The sequence below is a fragment of the Paenibacillus sp. NPDC093718 genome, from assembly GCF_050279985.1.
GTDB lineage: Bacteria > Bacillota > Bacilli > Paenibacillales > Paenibacillaceae > Paenibacillus_AQ.
The window spans coordinates 543957-562849 of the sequence record NZ_JBNNUS010000003.1 but is presented as its reverse complement, the minus strand read 5'-3'; the positions used below and the strand labels follow the sequence as shown (position 1 = coordinate 562849).

Sequence of the window (18893 nt, the reverse complement as noted above, 5' to 3'; positions counted from 1 at the left end):
GGTGGTCAGCCGCGCGGGCTTTTTTATTCGATAAGGCTTGTCCTGACAGGGACATGATGGAGGTGGAGCGGACGATGGCTCAAATGGAAACAACCGTCAATCAAGAGCCGGAAGTAAGATACCGGAGGAAAAAGAAACGTAAAACCTTTGACGAAATGACCTATCATGCGATGCTGCTGCCTGGCATGGCCATGCTGTTTATTTTCTCGATTGTGCCGATGTTCGGGGTGGTCATGGCTTTTCAAAAGTTCATCCCCGCGAAAGGGATACTCGGCTCCGCATGGGCAGGTCTTGACAATTTCACGTATATGTTTCAACTGCCGGATGCCAAGCAGATCTTCGTCAATACGCTGGTCATCGCGGTCGGGAAGATTGTTCTCGGATTGATTGTGCCGATCGTATTCGCCCTGCTGCTTAATGAGGTGCGTCTGAAGCTCTTCAAAAGCACGATTCAAACCATTGTGTATTTGCCGCATTTTATGTCATGGGTGGTCCTGGGTACGATGCTGACCATGATCTTTTCCTTTGACGGCATGATTAACAATTTCCTTGAGTTTCTGGGGCTGGAGCGGATCATGTTTCTGGCAAGCAACGACTGGTTCAGGCCGCTGCTCATCGTGACGGATACCTGGAAGGAATTCGGCTACGGGACGATTGTGTATCTGGCTGCGTTGACGGCGATAAATCCGGCTTTGTATGAATCCGCCGCAATGGACGGCGCAAGCCGCTGGAAGCAGACCCTGAATATCACATTGCCGGGCATGTTTCTGACGATCATCCTGCTGGGCACGCTGAGTCTCGGCAATGTGCTGAATGCGGGATTTGACCAGGTGTTCAACTTGTATAATCCGCTAGTCTATGAGACGGGTGATATTATCGATACATTTGTGTACCGTATGGGTCTGATCAATATGCAGTATTCGTTCGCAACGGCAATTGGACTGATGAAGTCGGTCATCAGCTTTGTTCTGATCGTTATATCCTACAGGCTGGCCTCAAGGTATGCGGGGTACAAGATTTTCTAGGAGGGTTAGCATGATTCAATCCAAAACGCTGGGCTCAAGGCTGTCCCGCCTGATGATTATGCTCGCGCTCGTTCTGATTACATTTGTGTCGCTGGCCCCCATCGTCAATACGATTATGGTGTCCGTCAGCAGCAGCACGGCTGTGAATGCTGGCCGGGTCTACTTTTTTCCGGTGGAGCTGAACTTCTCATCCTACGGGCAGATACTGAATGACACGAAGTTTTGGAAGGCCTTCTTCATATCGGTGGAACGGGTGCTGCTTGGGGGCGCAATCAACATGATTTTGACCATCCTCATGGCCTATCCATTGTCGCGGAGCGTTGCGCAGTTCCGATCGAGAAACAAATATATGTGGATTATCGTATTTACGATGCTCTTCAGTGGCGGGATCGTTCCCTGGTATATAGTGATCAGCAAGCTGGGGTTGATCAACAGCATCTGGGCGCTGGTTCTGCCGGGTGCGGTTCCTGTCTTCAATGTGATACTCCTGATGAACTTCTTCAAGGGCATTCCGAAGGAGCTGGAGGAGGCTGCATTCATAGACGGTGCCGGTCCGCTGAAAATCCTGCTCAAGATCTTCATCCCGATCTCCATGCCCAGTCTGGCGACCATTACGCTGTTTGTCATCGTCGGTCACTGGAACAATTTCTTTGACGGGATCATCCTGATCAATGACAGCGAGAAAATACCGCTTCAGACTTATCTGCAGCAGCTCAGCCTGACGCGCGACCAGATGCAGAATCTCTCGGTCGAACAGCTTCAGCAGTTTAATAAAATCTCCAACACGACACTGAACTCCGCCAAAATTCTGGTTTCCATGATTCCAATTCTGCTCATCTATCCATTTTTGCAGCGTTATTTAATCCACGGAATCGTCCTGGGGGCCGTGAAGGAATAGTTCAATAAACGGAGTAGGTAGTCGACAGAGGAACAGCGCTTCTGCATGAATCTTTCGGGGCGAAAGATCTTGCGGCGCTGTTTTGTCATGAATGGGATTGTTTAAAGGGAATGATGATATGATTATTTTTCTAAGCGGTTATCCGCGCAACATGGACAAATTAAATATATCATGTTATATTGTTATATAAATCAGCATGTTTTGGAGTACCGTTGGAGGGATATCAATTTGAAAGACGCAGCTTCCGCAAAGCCGATGTATGAACAGATTTTTAACGAGATGAAGCGAAAGATCTCCACGCATATTTTCCGCATTGGCGATAAAGTCCCTTCGGAGAAGGAACTCGCGGACGAATACGGAGTTAGTCGAATCACAAGCAAGAAGGCATTAGATATGCTGGCAGCTGAAGGTGTGATTGTGCGTAAGCCGGGCAAGGGATCCTTCGTAGCTGACCCGGATGAGCCCGTGGCACAGAGAGAATCATTTTCCTCAGAAGGCGGAAATGTCAGAGCAGCCAGCCAAGAGAAGATGATCGGTCTTGTCATTACTGACTTTTCTTCAAGCTACGGAACACGCCTTGTCTACAGTATGGAGCAGTATTCGAGAGAGAATGACTGTTTTCTGGTACTGCGCAGAACGTTTGGAGACCAAGATAATGAGGAATTATCCATTCAGAAGCTGCGTAATCTCGGCGTGAATGGTCTCATCGTTTTTCCCGCTCAGGGGGAATATTTCAATGCCGAAATATTGAAGATGGTCATCGCCCGTTTTCCGCTTGTCCTGATTGATCGCAAGCTGAAGGGAGTTGCAGCCGCTTCCATCAGTACAGATAATCTGGGAGCAGCCGTTCAGGTAGTGGAGCATTTATTTGATTTGGGACATCGTCATATATCCCTGCTGTCTCCTCCGCCGAGAGACACGACAGCGGTTGAAGAGCGGATTGAAGGGTTCGTGCAGGCTCATGCCGCCCGGGGCATCGCATTTGATAAGGAGATCTGGATTAGTGACGTGACGGCTACTTTGCCTAATGCCTTCCACGAGAGCAATATTGAACGGGAAATCCAGCGGATCGTGCAGCACTTGCAGGATCACCCGGCAATTACTGCCTTTTTTGCGATCGAATATAACATTGCTTTGCTGGCCAAGGTCGCGGCAGAGCGCCTCGGTCTGCGGGTGCCGGAGGATCTATCTATCGTGTGCTTTGACAGTCCCCAGCTAAATATCGGTGAAGGCTATTTGTTTACCCATATGCGGCAGAACGAGGAAGAAATGGGGAGGCTTGCGATTGAGACGGTGCTGGGCATTATGAATCACGATGATGTAGCAGTTGAGAAGCGATTGCCGGCGGAATTGGTGGTTGGAGCATCAACCGGGCCTGTAAAGAGTTTGTGAAGGCGATATATTTGTATCCTTGTCCGCTATAAGTGTACAAGAACAAACCATGCGCTCGCGTAAGTGTGAGCGCATGGTTTGTTGTTTTTCTTTTGAATGGATGACGGATTCGATATTCAAGTGGAGTTTGCAGATAATATGATATAACATTTCGTTGTTTTATATATTTACTCAAAGAAGAGTTTGTTTTCAGCACCCATTGGGCAAATGTTCTGGCTGGTTTTCCTGTTATTTGTCCAACTGTAGGCAAAAAAACGTATATGAGCTTTCGGGTGAATTCTTTGCCATTCCTATGAAATCTGGCGGAGGCACAAAGGCGAATTGAGAAATACATACGATTTATAGCCGAAGACGACCACAGCGGAAATTAAACAAACTGACGCTGGTAGAGTACCGACGCCAGTTTGCAGCCTAGGTGTTTTTCAATGTCTATTAAATGGGGCTTGACCAGTTATCTCCGGCTGGTTTTTTGTTATAGAGTTATTTGTTTAAGTTCTCCTTATTAATTTCTGTTTGATAATAGCTAATTTTGTCATCAAGATTGTCAAGATGTTCTAGCAGTTTTACGGTTTTCTCTTTGAGAACGACCCGATGTTGAACCAGCATTTCCATCCTCTCTACCAAAGTGGTATCGCCTTTAGCTCGAAGCTCGGCGTACTTCTGGATTTCCTTGATTGGCATACCTGTGTCTTTCAAACGTTTAATAAACTGTATCCATGTAATATCGCCATCGGAATAACAACGTCTACCATTCTCTTTTCGATTCGGAATAATTAGTTTTTCTTTCTCATAGTACCGTAAGGTGTAAATGCTAATTCCGGTAATCGCTGAAAACTCACTAATTATATATTCCATTAAAATCACTCCTAAAATACTCTTGACTTAGAGTTAACTCTACATTATAGAGTATAACCATATCATATTAAGGAGGCTGTACAAGTGGAAAATAACAAAAAATATACAGTGATAACAGGGGCTAGCTCTGGAATTGGTTATGCAACTGCAAAGGCTTTTGCGAAGCGAGGAAAAAACCTAATTATTGTAGCCAGGCGCAAAGAGCAGCTTGAACATCTGAAAAAAGAGGTTTTGGAATTTAATCCGGCTTTGGATGTTGTAATAAAAGTATGCGATTTGTCTATACTTCAAAACGCCTACCATCTTTATGATGAGCTAACAGAATACTGTATTGAAACATGGATCAACAACGCTGGTTTCGGAGATTACAGCAGCGTTTCACTAATGGATTTGAATAAAGTCGGAACCATGCTGCGACTGAACGTTGAAACCCTGACAGTATTAACCTCTCTCTATGTCCGGGATTACAAAAATGTAGAGGGAACACAGCTTATTAATATTTCTTCCGGGGGCGGATATGTCATTGTACCCAATGCCGTAACCTATTGCGCCACTAAATTCTATGTGAGCGCTTTTACCGAGGGGCTGGCGCATGAATTAAAAGCGGAGCAAGCTAAACTACAAGCGAAAGTGTTAGCCCCGGCAGCTACTCAAACAGAGTTTGGGCAGACTGCTAATAATGTTCCCGAATACGATTATGACAAGAATTTTGGCAATTACCATACCAGTGTACAAATGGCAGATTTCTTATTAGAGCTGTACGACAGCGATCAAACGGTAGGTGCCATCAATAGAGATTCTTTTACATTTAGTTTACGAAGCCCAATATTTGATTACGCTGGAAATTCAAAAAATAATCAAAAGCTCATAAATGATTAAATAATGACGAACATGAATTATGCCCCTCCTGAGCCATTGTTCCTATCGGGGACGCAAGGCTGGCAACGCCTTCAGCGCCTCATTAAATTTACGCCTCGCATACGCCTAGCACCCGACCAAAGTGACGCCGGATACTTTGTTGTAGCCGGAATAACCATCTACGTGCAGTTATCCGGTAAATCCGGCATATGTCATTATTTCTCGGGAAATAGCATCTGTTAGCGAAATGTCCGAACTAAACAATAGTTTCGTCTAAAATAATTCCACTAAAATAGGCCTGTTGAATCAACATTCCAGGGGGATAACATATCAGATGCGCGTAGTACAGCTACATGTGCAGAAGACACCGGCAGTGTAATAATTCCGCATATCGACCTTAAAGCGACAGCAAGAGCGTCTGAAGGTTAGCGAATTCCTTCAATACTACGCTCCTCTCTACGAGGCGAAGCTGGATATGGATTTGTTATTGAAGCGGCTAGGGCTTGCAGAGAAGCGGCATAGCCGGGTGTCGCAGCTGACTTCATCGGAAGCCCTCTGATTCCTTCGTCTTTAGCTCCAACAATGTTCGCCTCACATTCGCACCCATAGTATTTTCATTTCTATTCTTCTACTTCAATATCGCTCAAATGAATAGCTCTTGTATGCTTTGTAGGATTCCAATTTACGTTCTTCATCGTGATTAGTGACCAAAGGAACAGGGGTACGTATGTTAGATTGAAGAAGTACAGGTATGCATAGCTCCGAAAGAGGCTTACTTTATTTTTCGAGTCGAGAAACTGTGCGTATCCTACGTAAATGAATTGGAATAACAAGCACATCATCCAAACTTGCCAAGGAATCAAATGATGAGCATCTAATAAGTCGGTAGCCATAGACATGATAACAAGGAGGCCTGTTGCTGCACTTAAGACAATCTTGCCAGGATTAATAAGGTACATGAAACCATCAAAAGCTTTGAAGTCCAGCTTGCTAATGAATCTCCAAATTAATTTGTGAGCGTATTTGAAGCAGACATCCCAATGCCCTCTTGCCCATCGGAGACGTTGAATGCAGGAAGATTTAAAACTCTCCGGCTTTTCATCGTACACGCGCGCAAAGTGACACCATTTAGCTGGTACCCCTTCAAGCAAACACTGCATAGTAAACTCAAGGTCTTCCGTTAAGGATCGAGCGGTCCAACCGATGGTTTTGAATAGAGTCGTGTCTACGCAGAACCCGGTTCCACCGATCGCGTTTCCTAAGCCCAATCTGGACTTGGCAAGCTGCCATGAGCGGTTCATGAAAATGTAGCTCACGGAGTAACCTATGGTCACCCAGTTGTCATCTGGATTCTTGGAATCCAGGTAACATTGTATTAATTGATCCCCGTTTAACAAGTGGTTATTCATTTCCCTTAAGTAGTTCAACGAAACCAGGTTGTCCGCATCGAAGAAGGCGATACCGTCAAAATCATCGATTAACCTGTCGCCATACTGCTCAATTGCGTATTTGATTCCATAAGGTTTCCCTTTTTGCTCTCCTGGCAGGTATGTATGTTCAATAACGGTAGCACCGAGTTTTCCAGCGATTTCACTTGTTTTATCCTTACATCCATCAGCAACAACGCACACTTCATAAAGCTCCTTCGGGTAGTCCATGTTATGAAGATTCTCTACAAGGTGTCCGATAACCGCTTCTTCGTTGTGCGCAGGAATCATCAGAAGAAATCTTTTCAAAGGCTTATGTTCTTTCAGTCTCTTTGGTTTTCCAAAGCCGAAGAGACTGATAAGCATCCAATATGCCCAGAAGAACAGTAGGAGGTATTGAATAAAGGTTAATCCAACACCCAACACATCCTCAAAATTCATTACTTGCTCCCCCCCCTTTTTTACTGAAAAAGGCAACCCCATTCGCCCCCATGTGGCGATGAGATTGCCTTGGCTGCCAATTAATCGAACTTGATCACTCCTGTGGTATGAAGCAGCACCAAAAATACGAGTACTGGTGCGATATAACGGAGCATGAATAGCCATACCCGGAACCAGCCGGCTTTCAGACCGGCGGCATCTGCCGCCTTCTTCCAAAAGTATCCTGCAAAGAGGGTGGTGATTAGCCCTCCGACCGGAAGCAGAATATTGGATGTGATGAAATCCAGCCAATCGAAGAAGTTTTTACCGCCGATATCGGTAAGCCCGGGTACGATGCCGAATGACAACGCCGAGGGTAGACCGATCAGCATAACCAGCGCGCTAATGACAACTACGGCTTTGGTGCGTCCCCAATTCCAGCGGTCCATGACATACGAGGTTGGGACCTCCAGCAGTGAGACGGAGGAGGTTAATGCGGCGATGGCTAGAAGAACGAAGAACAATCCCCCGAAAAAAGCACCCAGCGGCATGGCCGAGAAGGCAGCCGGCAAGGCAATGAAGACAAGAGAAGGGCCGGCATTGGGCTCAATCCCGAAGGAAGCGGTTGTTGGGAATATAATAAGTCCGGCAATAAACGCATAAATCAGGTCTCCGGCGCCGATGGCAAGGGTTGCCGGACCCAGAGATTGCCGCTTATCCACGTAAGCGCCGTAGGTCAACAGAATCCCCATTCCCAGCGAGAGGGAGAAGAAGGCATGTCCCAACGCGACCAGCGCCGCTTCCGGGCTCAGCTTCGAGAAGTCAGGATTCAAGAAGAAGGATACGCCTGCTCCGGCCCCTGGCAAGGTTACCGCACGGATCATTAACACAATTAACAGAATGATCAGGCCTGGAATCAGAACCTTGTTGAATTTTTCGATTCCGCCGGAGATGCCTTTAGCCACTACCCATCCTGTGATCGCAATAGCGACAATTTGCCATATGATCGGCATGTAGCCTTCCGTAAACGTAGTAAATTGACCACCGAAATCAGTATTGTTGTACAGATTGCCGCTAAACGACATAACGGCATAATGAAGCGTCCAGCCTGCCACAATGACATAGAAGGTCAGAATGAGAAACGGAGCAATAACCTGGAGCAATCCAAGCTGCCCGAAGACTTTCGGTCCGCCCGCTTTAACGAAGGAAGTTGCGGCACTCCCGCGGCCGGCTCGTCCGATGGCAAGCTCCGCCAGGAGGACGGGCAAACCGATCACGATGAGACAGATGATAAAGAGCAGGAAGAATGCTGCGCCGCCATGTTCTCCCGTAATGTAAGGGAACTTCCACATGTTTCCGAGGCCGACAGAACTCCCGATCGCGGCCAGAATAAAACCAGCAGAGGAAAAACGATCATTTTTCCCGGTTGAAGCTGGGTTGTTGAGCTGAGATTTCATAGATGTTCCCCCAGTTGATTAAAGTTAAGTTCCTCTATTATATTTCATGTTGTGCCAGAAAGGCATAAGTAATTTTTCCTAAGGGATGAGGACCTGCATTTGTATTATGCTGCGAGCACCAAGTTTTCAATACTAACATTAACCACGATTTGTAAATAAATAAACCTTAAACACCAATTTTAAGGAAATGAAGAGACTTTGGGTAGGGAAAAAATCACAAATGCGCCTGTTGATAATGAAAGTTGGCAGGGGTTGACAAATATATTAGATTGATATATCTTTATATTAAGATAATTAACGAATCAAAATCATACGGAAAAGAGGGATATCATGATTCAAAGCTTAACCCGGATTAATGAATTGGCTAAAAAACAGCGGGAGGGCGTGCTCACTGCCGCGGAAAGAGCCGAACAGCAAGTTTTGCGCACGGACTATCTGCGTGAAATTCGCGGACAGGTGCTAAGCACCTTCTCGGGATTAAGCATCGTGGATCCCGCCGGAAATGACGTGACACCTGAGAAACTTCGTAATGAGCAGAAGAAGCTGAGAGAAAATTAAATTTCCGTGACTGTGTAACGCCCTTACACAATATGATGAACATAATGAAACAAGAAGAAGGGATCGCCATGTATCATGGTAATCCCTTCTTTATTTTAAACATAGATACGTGGGGGCTCCTCTATCCAAACCGCTCCGTCTTGTACCACTTGGACTCCCTGCCCGTGATTTTATCCACGATCAAGGAGTAGAAGGCCTTAACGGATATGACGAGGAACAGCTGGGCGTAGGTGAAGTACGACACGCAGGATAGAATGAAGTTGCGTGTGTTGCTTTGGCCGATGTCCGTTGCAAGTGCCAGGTTAACCTGCAGGACGTAGATGTAATACATTAAGGCCCAGGCAATAATGAGATACATATAGACATCGCCCTCGAACCTGAAGGGAGAGACGACGGCCGGATTAAACAGCGCGATGATCTGATACACGATATTGGCCACAAATATAATATCCGAGATGATGATGGCAATCATAAACCAGAAGTAACTTGCTGCGTAATACAGCACATGCAGCTTAATCCGCCAGCTTGTCCGATCGAACAAATGATGAATGTTATCCGTAACGACGCTGTAGTTGCCTTTGGCCCAGCGTTCGCGCTGCTTCATGTATACCTTCAGATCCTCGGGCTCTTGCTGATAAGCTTCGGCTTGGGGTGCCAGCGCAATCAGCTGCCCTCTTGTCAGGATCTCGAACGAAATCGCGGTATCTTCGGTGATCGCATGCTCATCCCATCCGCCGATGTCCTGAATGAGCGCGGTTTTCACGATAAAGTTCGTCCCGGGAATGGTACCCAGCTTAAACAGCTGCCATAACCCGGTATGATGCACGCGCTGAATGGTCACCAGCTCCAGATTGATGCAGCGGGACAGAAAATTCTGTCCGCGGTTCCGAGCCTTGTTGCGGCCGAAGACGGCCCCATAGCGTTGGGGCTGCTCCATCGCTTTCTGCGTCAGGAATAACAGCGCATTTTTCTCGGGTGCGGCATCCGCGTCGTAGACACAGATCCATTCGCCTGTTGCCTGCTTGAGCGCATCGTTCAGGGCGCCCGATTTGCCGCCGGTTCCGGTTCTCTCCAGAATAAGAAAGTCGCGGTCCAGGTAACGTTCATTGGCTTTCAGCGCTCTTAAGCGCTCGGCCGTATGATCTTTGCAATTGTCAGCGATGACAATCACCTGCATTTTGTGATGCGGGTAATTCATCTGCAGAATGTGCTCCACCGTTGCCTGGATGACCAATTCCTCGTTATGCGCGGGCACCATGACCGTCACGGTGGGGAAATTCTCCAGATTGCTCGGATTCACCAGCTTAAGCCGGTTTTGTTTATGAATGAACACGATGGCCCCGGCCATAATAATGATCGATTCCAGCACGGCAATCCATATACTGATAATGGAGATGACCAGGAAAAAATCAGTCACTGAACTTCCCCCGATCGTATTTTCGTTTAACTTTTGAACGGAAGCTTAAGGTGGCTATCGTTAGAATAACGATGGCTATGGAGAACATGATGCTGACCCCGATGCACAGAGGGATAAACCAGTTGGTATACGACATCGGCTGGAAGCCCTCCTTTTGATGGATGGTGGCAACGTAACTTGATTAAATATATTCCCCGATGAGGTCGGTTTCGGTATTCCGTTCTAATGCAGAGATGACGTCATCGATATTTTCGTATCGGCTGAATTGCTCCTTCTGGAACACAAGGCCGCCGGCACGGACCACAAGCTTGAGGGACATGCCTTTCTTGTCACGGAAGGGTACGTTCATCATGGCGACTTTGATGCGCTCCATAAGGCTTTTGAGATATTCCGGCTTGGTGAGCGGGCACAGAATGATAAAGCGTCCTTCTCCAATAGAGAATTTATAGTCTTCGTAACGAATCTGCTTCTGAATCGTGCTCGACAGTTCCGTAATCAGCTTGGCAAAACGGTGTGATCCGACAGACTCCCTGGTCAGGGGGAGAAAATCGAGCTTAAACATCATGATGCAGAAGCTGTACTGATCCGCATACCGATTGGCCAGATTGGCTTGTTTCACCAGCGTGCTTTCAAAAGCATCCTTGCTGCCAAGCGAGGTGTCGATATCGATATCCGGGTTGGTTTTCCTCAATTGCTCGAGACGCCGGATGAACCTTCGGCTTCGCACCAGAGCCAGCTTGATGAAGATGGCAACGGCGGTATTGGCGGGCAGGAGCAGAATCCAGGATAGGGTGAGTGCATTGACCGGGGCTAGCGTGGACAACCATACGAAGTAAGTGACCAGATACACAAAAACGGCAACCGTCGAAACGCCTACCGGAAGAAAGAAACCGATCAATAAGGCGGCTAGTGTACCAACGCTGAACAAGAATTCCGTGAAAGTATAACTTTGGTTTACATAGATGTTCCAGAATATGAATAACTGCTGGACCACGGCGAGAGCAATCAGCAGAAAATAACCGAGTTCGACGCGACGTAAAGGGGTGGATTTTTTCATGTTTTACCTACTTTCTAAACGCTTCAACCTTTTATCGCTGTAGTTAAGCCATTCCATATGGTATTTAAAAATTACCCAAATGTCGATAGATTTATCGAATGTTATCATAATCTACATATTGGATCACGAATGTAATGCCCATTGACCCTGAAATTCTCCTGTTCAACTGACCCTTTCAGGAATCAGGATATATAGGATAGAGTAGAAGGAGGGCTTTGGCACACTAGGTAGAAAAGAGTTCTCCTCTAATCATACCACTTGTTATGAATGTATTTAGGAATAGTTCAACAGTAGAAAGGATTCTGGTATGCCCTATAATGCGTCCTGATGTCACAGACGGTGTCGCTCATCTGTCTTATAGGTGCAGCTGTACATGCCGAAAATATACAGAGTAAGAAGGTGTGCCTGATGTTATTGGATCAAATTTATACAGAATACAAACCGATGATGTTCGGCCTGGCCTATCGGATGCTGGGGAGCGCGGCGGATGCGGAGGACATCGTACAGGATGTTTTTTCTCAATTCGTGCAGATGGATCGGGGAGAAGTGCTGAATGAGAAAGCGTATTTGGCCAAAATGACAACGAACCGCTGCATCAACCTGTTGAAATCGTCCAGACGCCAGCGCGAAACGTATACCGGTCCCTGGCTGCCGGAGCCGATGCCGGACTATGACATGCTGACGCGGTCCGATCCTGCGGAACGCCGCGAAACGATTGGTTATGCCTATCTGGTGCTGCTTCAACGATTAACGCCGCTGGAGCGCGCCATTTATATTGCTAAAGAAACATTGGGTCTGGAATATCATAATATCGCGGAGATGCTTGGAAAGACGGAGATCAGCTGCCGTAAGACCTTCAGCCGTGCCAAGCAGAAAATGGGGCAGGCCACGGTGAGGCCTAATGGAGAAACCGCCCGGACCGAAACGCAGGAACGCTTCGTTGAAGCATTCCTGCGGGCGTCCGATATGGGCAATTTTAAGCCGCTGTTATCATTCCTGAAGGAAGAGGTTACGCTGCTATCGGATGGCGGCGGCAAAGCAAAGGCAGCCATCAACCCAATACGGGGTATAGAGCGGGTACGTGCATTTTTCGAGGGGTTGTCTGCCAAAGGCTCGTTTCGGGAAGGCTTTGAGCCTGTCTCCGTAAACGGAGAGCCCGGCTTATTGCTGAAGCGGGACGGCAGGGTCTCCATGGTGCTGACGGTAGAGTGGGAACCCGACTTATCCTGCATCAGCCGGATTTTTCTTATGGTAAATCCGGATAAATTGCAGCTGTTTAATCAAAACAGCCCGGGAACAGCCCTGTAGCGACGCCGATCCGGTTCCAGGCATTGATCGTTGTGATCGCCATGACCAGATCGACGAATTGCTTCTCGTCAAAATGCTTGCGCACGCGCTCGTATACCTCGGCCGGAACGCCGGCCTCGGACAGCTTGGTCACGTATTCCGTTAATTCGATAACGGCCCGTTCCTCTTCGGAATAAATCGGGACTTCGCGCCACATCGGCAGAAGGAGGAGGCGATCCACGCTTTCGCCCATGGAGAGAAGATCCTTGGAATGCATATCCACGCAGAAGGAGCAGCCGTTGATCTGGGACGCCCGGAGCTTAATGATTTCGTACAGCTTGTGATCGAGTCCGCTTTTTTGGGCCGCTTGCTCCAGGGCAAGCAGCGTTTTGAAGGCTTCGGGATTGGCCGACCGGTAATTCATTCGCAGTTCCATGTTCAGTTCCCCTTTACGGTATGATTTTTGATGTTCACCCATATGACAGTTGACCTTCCAAAATTGTGACATGTTCAAACGGAAAAAAGAAAGAAACCCTTATAAGGTGGAGAACGAAAGACCGAATAAGGAACGGCGCTTCTTGGCAGAAGCGCCGCCCCGGGTAACGTTCATATTCATCCAAGGGGTTTCTTTGTCGTTTATTACGCTCTATATGTTACTTTCCGGCCTTAAGCGGAACGCGCAGGACATCGTCTCGCTTATGGGTGGTATAATTCGAAATGTACACTTCGAGCTCGGTCTTGTCAAAATTCTTATACACGTCCATATGTTTATTATTGTCATCTCCGAGCAGCCCGATCATGGCCGGCATTCCATAATTTCGGTCTTCGCCGTCAAGATAATAGGTTTGGTTGACGCCGCCGAATGTCGGATCGGAGCTTAAGGATTCTACGTAAAGATTGTTGTCCTTCAGGTAATAGGTCCATGTAATCGGATAACCTGCAATGCTGGAAGTTAAGCTTTGATGTTCAGCCGAAATGCCGGTCAAGCGGATCGGATTCTTGTCTCCGGCATATTCATCGACGCGGTGCTTGGCGATCAGAGACACCGGTTGGTTCGCCAGAGAGGCCGCCTTCAGCCCGGCCATTTCAAAGCGCAGCTCCGTCTTGTCGGATTGCCCAGGCACATGCCATCCGCTTAACAGCTTCCCGCCTACATCCAGCTGGTAGTCCATGTAAGGAACACGGATGTGTTTCTCTTCATGGGTTAGGATCAGCCGGACCTGGGTTGGTGTCACGATCATTTCACGGATCTTCGTTCCGCCAGGCACTTGATCAACAGGGATATTCAACGCTTCCTTGAATGTGCCGTTGTCCATTTGTTTCTTGGACAAGGCCATATTTAAGCTCCAAGTACCCTCTGCGGTACCGAGCGTGCGATCGTAAGCAAGCTGGAAACCAGTGCCTTCTGCACGCAAAAGGTCTGACTTGAATATTTGCTGACTTAAGTATTCTCCGGAGGATCCCGGAGTTCCAAAGACGGAAGGCCGGGTTTCCTTGATGATCTCTTTATTGTCATTGACGGCTTCCACTCGCACCCAGCTTCTGCTCTTCATCTCAGGATCCGTAAACGTAATGGCCGATCGGAGCAGTACCTCGCCTTCGGCTTGCTCGAAAGACTGCAGGGTCACGCTGTCAATGCCATTCTTCTGAATGGGAAATGCCTGAGTATTCGGGTCTTGTGGGTCGTAGTTGATCGACTGTTTTCCCTCACCGGTAAAATGGATATTCTCCATCATAAACTCGACATCCGCCATCTGGCCTTCAGCGACCCAATCGGTCTCAAAATACCCCTGGAATACGCCTACATCCTCATTCCACTGATGGGAATAACGGCCCTCGATGGAATGGCCCTCCTTATCTTTAAGCCCAATATGATCAAAGGCTACTTGTTCGCTAGCTCGTGTTGAGCCTGGATCCAGACTGTAGAGCAGGAAGGTCCGGTTCTCATCGATAAACGCCGTGTGCACCGTTAAGGTAATGCCGTCCCTCGTAACGGATTGTTCAATCGTCTGGCCAAGCCCCTGCTCCAATGCGGACTGGATACCAGCCCTGTAAGATAGAAGGTTGGACCAATCATAATTCAATGCTGCATAGACCGGCGTTGCCATCAAGGCGACGGATATTCCCGTGATGATCGCAATCCGTTTTCGTCTGCGCGGACGAAGCGGAACCGATTCACCCCCGGCAACCTTCAATTCGTTCTGCTGGATGCTGCTCCACATGCGGTCAAAATCAGGATAAGACACGTTATTCGCTGTTTTCATCTGGTCCTTCAGATTGTTCTCAAAACGTTCCAAATTGTTTCTCTCCCTTCAGCCAAAAGCCGTTATTCTGTTCGAGCTTTTTTCGCATGATTTTCAATGCTTTGTGAAGCCTTGATTTAACCGTCCCTACAGGGATCTTCAACGTTTCGGCAATTTCCGTCATCGACAGCTCGCCGATATAGCGGAGCGTCACAACGGCCATGTGCTTCTCCGGCAGCTGCCGCAGCAGTTTCTCCCATTCCGCCGCCACTGCTTTTTCCAATACGATGGTGTCTACGGATTTAACCGATGCCGTGGTCTGCTCGTGGAGCCACTCGACCTGGCTTTGCTTGTCACGCTGGGTCTGATTCCTTCTAAGCAAGTTCAAGCAATGATTCATCGCGATGCGCATGATCCAGGCGCGTGTATGCTCAACGCTTCTCCAATCCTGACGAAATACGGTGACGAATACGTCGTGGCAGAGATCTTCCGCATCTTGCGCGTTCCGCAGCATGTAGTAGCAGGTACGGTACACATCCTTGTTGTAAGAATCGAATAACTCGCGTTCCGTCAATCCAAGGCACTCCTTTCTTTGCGTTATGTCTAATAAACAAATGACCCTTGGAAAGGGTTCATCTTTTTTTGCTGCCGTAATCAGCGAAGGTCTGAGTCCGTCTCCGTAACGGTTAATTGATTTCATTCTAACAAAAAAGAACATCTGCTCACCGTATAAAACGAAGGGCAGATGTTCTAGATATCTTTGTAAGATTAGAAGCCGCTGACAGGCTCAATTGGAGCCTAACGATTAGGCACTTGCTTATAGGGGGTTATCGCTTTGGCTTAAGCTATGCGGAACCAGCTGATTTGCACTTCGCCTTTCATGATGAGGAAGACGTCAGCCCGTCCTGTTAATCCTGTCAGTTCGGCCTGAACCGTCGTCCAGGCTTGGCGTCCTCCGGTCGGCAGAACCTTGCAGCATCCGGCTGCAGGACCATCCGGGCTGCCGGTCGTAATGACGATTTCGCCGCCCTTAATATGCCCGCTCACCCTGGCCTCGAACATTGCCGGGGAATCGCCGAGATCCGCGTCATGGAAAGCGATCCATCCCGTTTCGCTGGTTAAACGAATGCTTTCGCCGCCTTCACGGCATTCATCCAGGAAGACACCCTGGTAATCGTCATAATTCACCGCTCGAACTGGCTCGCGCAGCGTGCGTGGAGGGATTGTCTCTCCTTCCACTTGAAGGGCTGCGGTGACCGGCAATTGGCTGGAGGACGGTCCAGCCATGAGCGTATAGGTCCCCTTTTCAACGCAATAGCGATCCCGGGTGACATCCCAGAAAGCCAGATCCTCCGCATTGAGCTCAAAGCTTACGTTTTCCGAAGCGCCCGGGGACAGATGGATGCGACGGAAGCCTTTCAACGATTTGAGAGGACGGATGACGCGGGAGGAGTCAGCCTTCACATACAGCTGAACCACCTCATCCCCGGCCAGCTGGCTCTCATTCCTCACGGCAACGGTGACGGTTACGCTGCCTTCAGCCGTGATTTCCGCCTGGCTTAGCGACAGACCGCTGTAATGGAAGCGGGAATAGCTGAGACCATGACCGAACGGATACAGCACATCCCCGTCGAAATATTGATAGGTCCGTTTCCCCTTGATGATGTCGTAATCCATAAGGTCCGGAAGCTGTTCGGTCGACTTATACCACGTCATGTTTAAGCGGCCGCCCGGATTATAATCTCCATACAGAACGTCGGCTATCGCATGGCCCAGCTCCTGTCCGGCGTGAGACGTAAAGAGGATGGATGGCACATGCTCCTGTTCCCAGTTCACGGCGAACGGATACCCGCCGATAATGACAACCACTGTATTGGGATTGGCTTCATACACCGCTTGAATTAAGGCTTGCTGGGCGGGCGGGAGGGTGATGTCGGGACGGTCAATCGTTTCCTTGCCGTTAATGAACGGACTGTTCCCCACGAATACCAGGGCGGTTTCAGCCGATGCTGCCGCCGCGACGGCTTCGGCGATGCCGTCCTGAACCGTCTCGATGGCAAATGGCGTTCCCGTATCCTCGATGCCGCCAACGACAAGCCGTCCATGCTCATCCAGCAGGATCGGTTTGCCTTCCCAATTCTTCATCATAAAGCTTCCATCCGGTAACGCCTCAAAGCTGAATGCCTCTTTCACGAACCAGCCGCGAGCCTCGTCAGCCGTTGCGTGCAGTCCCGTCTCGGTTTCGGTTACGAATTTGCCGCTGCTGGCGAGCCGGAGCGTGACGGAGCCCCAGCCCCAATCGTTCCGCTCGAACACCGCTGCTTCGGAGGGCTCAGCCGTGCTTGCAAACAGCCCGCCATCCTCTTCCGAAGATAGGGCTGCATATTGGCCGCTAACAGCAGAACGAAGACGTACCTGGTCTAATCCCGTATGAAAATGGACGCTGCGGTCCCCCATTTTCTCCTGCACGCCCTGAAGCGGCGTAATCCGGTATGGAGGCGTGCCGCTGTACCAATCCGTAAATGCTTCGTTAGCCAGGGGGCCGATGACAGCAGCGGATTTCAAATGATCACGCTGAAGGGGCAGCAATCCGTCGTTTTTCAGCAGCACAATCGATTCCCGGGCAGCTCGCAGAGATAGTTCGGCATGCTCGGACGCGCAGAGCTTCGACTCCGGAACATGGCTGTAAGGATTCCGTTCTACCGGATCGAACTCGCCGAGACGGAACCGGACACGGAAGGAATTGCGGATGGCATGATCGAGATCCTGCTCTTCCAATAACCCTTGCTCCAATGCGTCACGGAGCGCGCGGAAGGAGATGTCCTGGTCGTCGGTGATACTGTCGATTCCGGCTTTAACGGAGCCGGCAACGGCCTCTGCATAGGAAGAGACATAATGATGGTCCATAACGGTGCCCAAAACGTCACCGGCGTCTCCAACCACGAATCCGTCCATGCCCCATTCCTGTTTGACGATATCGTTTACTTCATGGTTCAGGTTGCACGGCGTGCCGTTGATGCCGTTATACGCGGTCATCATGGAACCGGCTTTCCCTTCCCGGAACGGTGCCTCGAAAGCTTTCAGATAATACTCGCGCTTGTTTCTCGGATCGATGCTTACCGAGGCGCTGCCGCGGTCAACTTCGTTGTTATTGCCGTAGAAGTGTTTTAGGGTAGCTACGGTTTTATAGTAGAAGGGATGGTCTCCCTGCATGCCCTTCACAAGCTCGGTGGCGAGTTCCCCGGTCAGATGCGGGTCTTCCCCGTAGGCTTCTTCCGTGCGTCCCCAGCGAGGGTCGCGTTCCAAATCCACCGTAGGCGCCCAGATGGTCAGTCCGTTGATGGCCCGGTCGCGCTGGTAATAGACGCGGGCTTCCTCCGCGATGACGGATCCGATCTCCCGCATTAGCTCGGGATTCCAGGTGCACGCAAGCCCGGTATTTTGCGGGAACACGGTCGCTTCGCCAAGCCATGCCACGCCGTGAGCGCCTTCGGTGCCATGTTTATATTTTTGCACACCGAGGCGGGGGATTTCCGCCTGGTATTGGCACATTAATTCGATTTTCTCGTCCAAGGTCAATCGGGATACAAGATCGTTAACCCGTTCTTCCAGCGGAAGATCCGGATTCTGGAATGGATATTTCATGGAGCAAAACCTCATTTCTATGCATAGTTGGAATGGAAACGCTCTCAGTTATACATGCGGTAAGTTCGTGCTTCTCTTAAAACCATTAAACCAACTCCATCATAGCGTGCAAAGCGGAGACGTAATACACCGAGAATTAGCACAGTTTTCATGTGAAAATTTCGATTCCTTCGGACAGCTGGTTTGACATCTCATCGCCTTCGCGCCTCAGCCGGTAACCTGGTGTTTGATGAGTGGGAAGGGCTCCAGGAAGCTGGAGGATGAACGGCTGCCGAGAATCGCCCTGTACCTTGTGTAACCCAGTCATTAGATTAAGCGTTTAGATTAATGAATGAAATGAATGGAGGAAGCGAA

The 18893-nt window shown here is 48.9% G+C and carries 16 protein-coding genes; 6 read left to right on the top strand and 10 right to left on the bottom strand.

Annotation, left to right across the window (positions count from 1 at the left end; translation table 11 throughout):
• Window positions 1-74 precede the first annotated feature (74 nt).
• The 3 genes from ACQKPA_RS12400 (at window position 75) to ACQKPA_RS12390 (ending at window position 3315) form a co-directional block, all read left to right on the top strand.
• Window positions 75-1025, top strand: a complete 951-nt coding sequence (locus tag ACQKPA_RS12400; RefSeq protein WP_427492574.1) for an ABC transporter permease — start codon at window positions 75-77, stop codon at window positions 1023-1025.
• A gap of 10 nt (window positions 1026-1035) precedes the next feature.
• Window positions 1036-1923 carry a carbohydrate ABC transporter permease gene (locus tag ACQKPA_RS12395; RefSeq protein WP_427492572.1) on the top strand — a complete coding sequence of 296 codons (888 nt, stop codon included), beginning with the start codon at window positions 1036-1038 and terminating at the stop codon, window positions 1921-1923.
• Between the two features lie 228 nt (window positions 1924-2151).
• Complete coding sequence (locus ACQKPA_RS12390; protein ID WP_427492570.1) at window positions 2152-3315, top strand: GntR family transcriptional regulator; 1164 nt, start codon at window positions 2152-2154, stop codon at window positions 3313-3315.
• Window positions 3316-3795: 480 nt separating this feature from the next.
• Here ACQKPA_RS12390 and ACQKPA_RS12385 read toward each other — a convergent pair whose 3' ends face one another.
• Window positions 3796-4170: a MerR family transcriptional regulator gene (locus tag ACQKPA_RS12385; protein WP_427492568.1), complete on the bottom strand. Its 375-nt coding sequence runs from the start codon at window positions 4168-4170 to the stop codon at window positions 3796-3798.
• An 84-nt stretch (window positions 4171-4254) separates the two neighbouring features.
• Here ACQKPA_RS12385 and ACQKPA_RS12380 point away from each other — a divergent pair, with 84 nt between their 5' ends.
• Entirely contained in the window at window positions 4255-5049 is a 795-nt protein-coding gene (locus tag ACQKPA_RS12380; protein WP_427492566.1) for an SDR family NAD(P)-dependent oxidoreductase, read from the top strand.
• A gap of 599 nt (window positions 5050-5648) precedes the next feature.
• Here the strand turns inward: ACQKPA_RS12380 and ACQKPA_RS12375 are convergent.
• Both ACQKPA_RS12375 and ACQKPA_RS12370 read right to left on the bottom strand, forming a co-directional pair.
• Entirely contained in the window at window positions 5649-7061 is a 1413-nt protein-coding gene (locus tag ACQKPA_RS12375; protein ID WP_427492564.1) for a glycosyltransferase family 2 protein, read from the bottom strand.
• On the bottom strand, window positions 6977-8332 hold the full coding sequence (locus tag ACQKPA_RS12370; RefSeq protein ID WP_427492562.1) for a sodium-dependent transporter: 1356 nt from the start codon (window positions 8330-8332) through the stop codon (window positions 6977-6979). The genes ACQKPA_RS12375 and ACQKPA_RS12370 overlap by 85 nt, the downstream gene beginning before the upstream one ends.
• Window positions 8333-8662: 330 nt before the next feature.
• Between ACQKPA_RS12370 and ACQKPA_RS12365 the strand changes: the two genes are divergently transcribed.
• The gene (locus tag ACQKPA_RS12365) at window positions 8663-8890 is read left to right on the top strand and encodes a DUF896 domain-containing protein (protein ID WP_427492560.1); all 228 of its coding nucleotides are present in this window, start codon (window positions 8663-8665) and stop codon (window positions 8888-8890) included.
• 121 nt (window positions 8891-9011) lie between these two features.
• On the opposite strand, the gene ACQKPA_RS12360 is transcribed toward ACQKPA_RS12365, so the two are convergent.
• Genes ACQKPA_RS12360 through ACQKPA_RS12350 form a run of 3 tightly spaced genes read right to left on the bottom strand, consistent with a single transcriptional unit; the run spans window position 9012 to window position 11364 of the window.
• The gene (locus ACQKPA_RS12360) at window positions 9012-10307 is read right to left on the bottom strand and encodes a glycosyltransferase family 2 protein (protein WP_427492558.1); all 1296 of its coding nucleotides are present in this window, start codon (window positions 10305-10307) and stop codon (window positions 9012-9014) included.
• Entirely contained in the window at window positions 10300-10443 is a 144-nt protein-coding gene (locus ACQKPA_RS12355; RefSeq protein WP_213646286.1) for a hypothetical protein, read from the bottom strand. The genes ACQKPA_RS12360 and ACQKPA_RS12355 overlap by 8 nt, the downstream gene beginning before the upstream one ends.
• Before the next feature lie 45 nt (window positions 10444-10488).
• The gene (locus ACQKPA_RS12350) at window positions 10489-11364 is read right to left on the bottom strand and encodes a GGDEF domain-containing protein (protein WP_427492555.1); all 876 of its coding nucleotides are present in this window, start codon (window positions 11362-11364) and stop codon (window positions 10489-10491) included.
• A gap of 408 nt (window positions 11365-11772) precedes the next feature.
• Between ACQKPA_RS12350 and ACQKPA_RS12345 the strand changes: the two genes are divergently transcribed.
• Window positions 11773-12672 (top strand): sigma-70 family RNA polymerase sigma factor, encoded by a 900-nt coding sequence (locus tag ACQKPA_RS12345; protein ID WP_427492553.1) that lies wholly within the window; start codon window positions 11773-11775, stop codon window positions 12670-12672.
• On the opposite strand, the gene ACQKPA_RS12340 is transcribed toward ACQKPA_RS12345, so the two are convergent.
• The 4 genes from ACQKPA_RS12340 to ACQKPA_RS12325 form a co-directional block, all read right to left on the bottom strand.
• Window positions 12641-13087 (bottom strand): carboxymuconolactone decarboxylase family protein, encoded by a 447-nt coding sequence (locus tag ACQKPA_RS12340; RefSeq protein ID WP_427492551.1) that lies wholly within the window; start codon window positions 13085-13087, stop codon window positions 12641-12643. The genes ACQKPA_RS12345 and ACQKPA_RS12340 overlap by 32 nt on opposite strands.
• A 217-nt stretch (window positions 13088-13304) precedes the next feature.
• The gene (locus tag ACQKPA_RS12335; RefSeq protein WP_427492549.1) at window positions 13305-14948 is read right to left on the bottom strand and encodes a DUF4179 domain-containing protein; all 1644 of its coding nucleotides are present in this window, start codon (window positions 14946-14948) and stop codon (window positions 13305-13307) included.
• Window positions 14935-15468 (bottom strand): RNA polymerase sigma factor, encoded by a 534-nt coding sequence (locus ACQKPA_RS12330; protein WP_427492547.1) that lies wholly within the window; start codon window positions 15466-15468, stop codon window positions 14935-14937. The genes ACQKPA_RS12335 and ACQKPA_RS12330 overlap by 14 nt, the downstream gene beginning before the upstream one ends.
• Before the next feature lie 266 nt (window positions 15469-15734).
• On the bottom strand, window positions 15735-18539 hold the full coding sequence (locus tag ACQKPA_RS12325) for a glycoside hydrolase family 3 C-terminal domain-containing protein (RefSeq protein WP_427492545.1): 2805 nt from the start codon (window positions 18537-18539) through the stop codon (window positions 15735-15737).
• Window positions 18540-18893 lie beyond the last annotated feature (354 nt).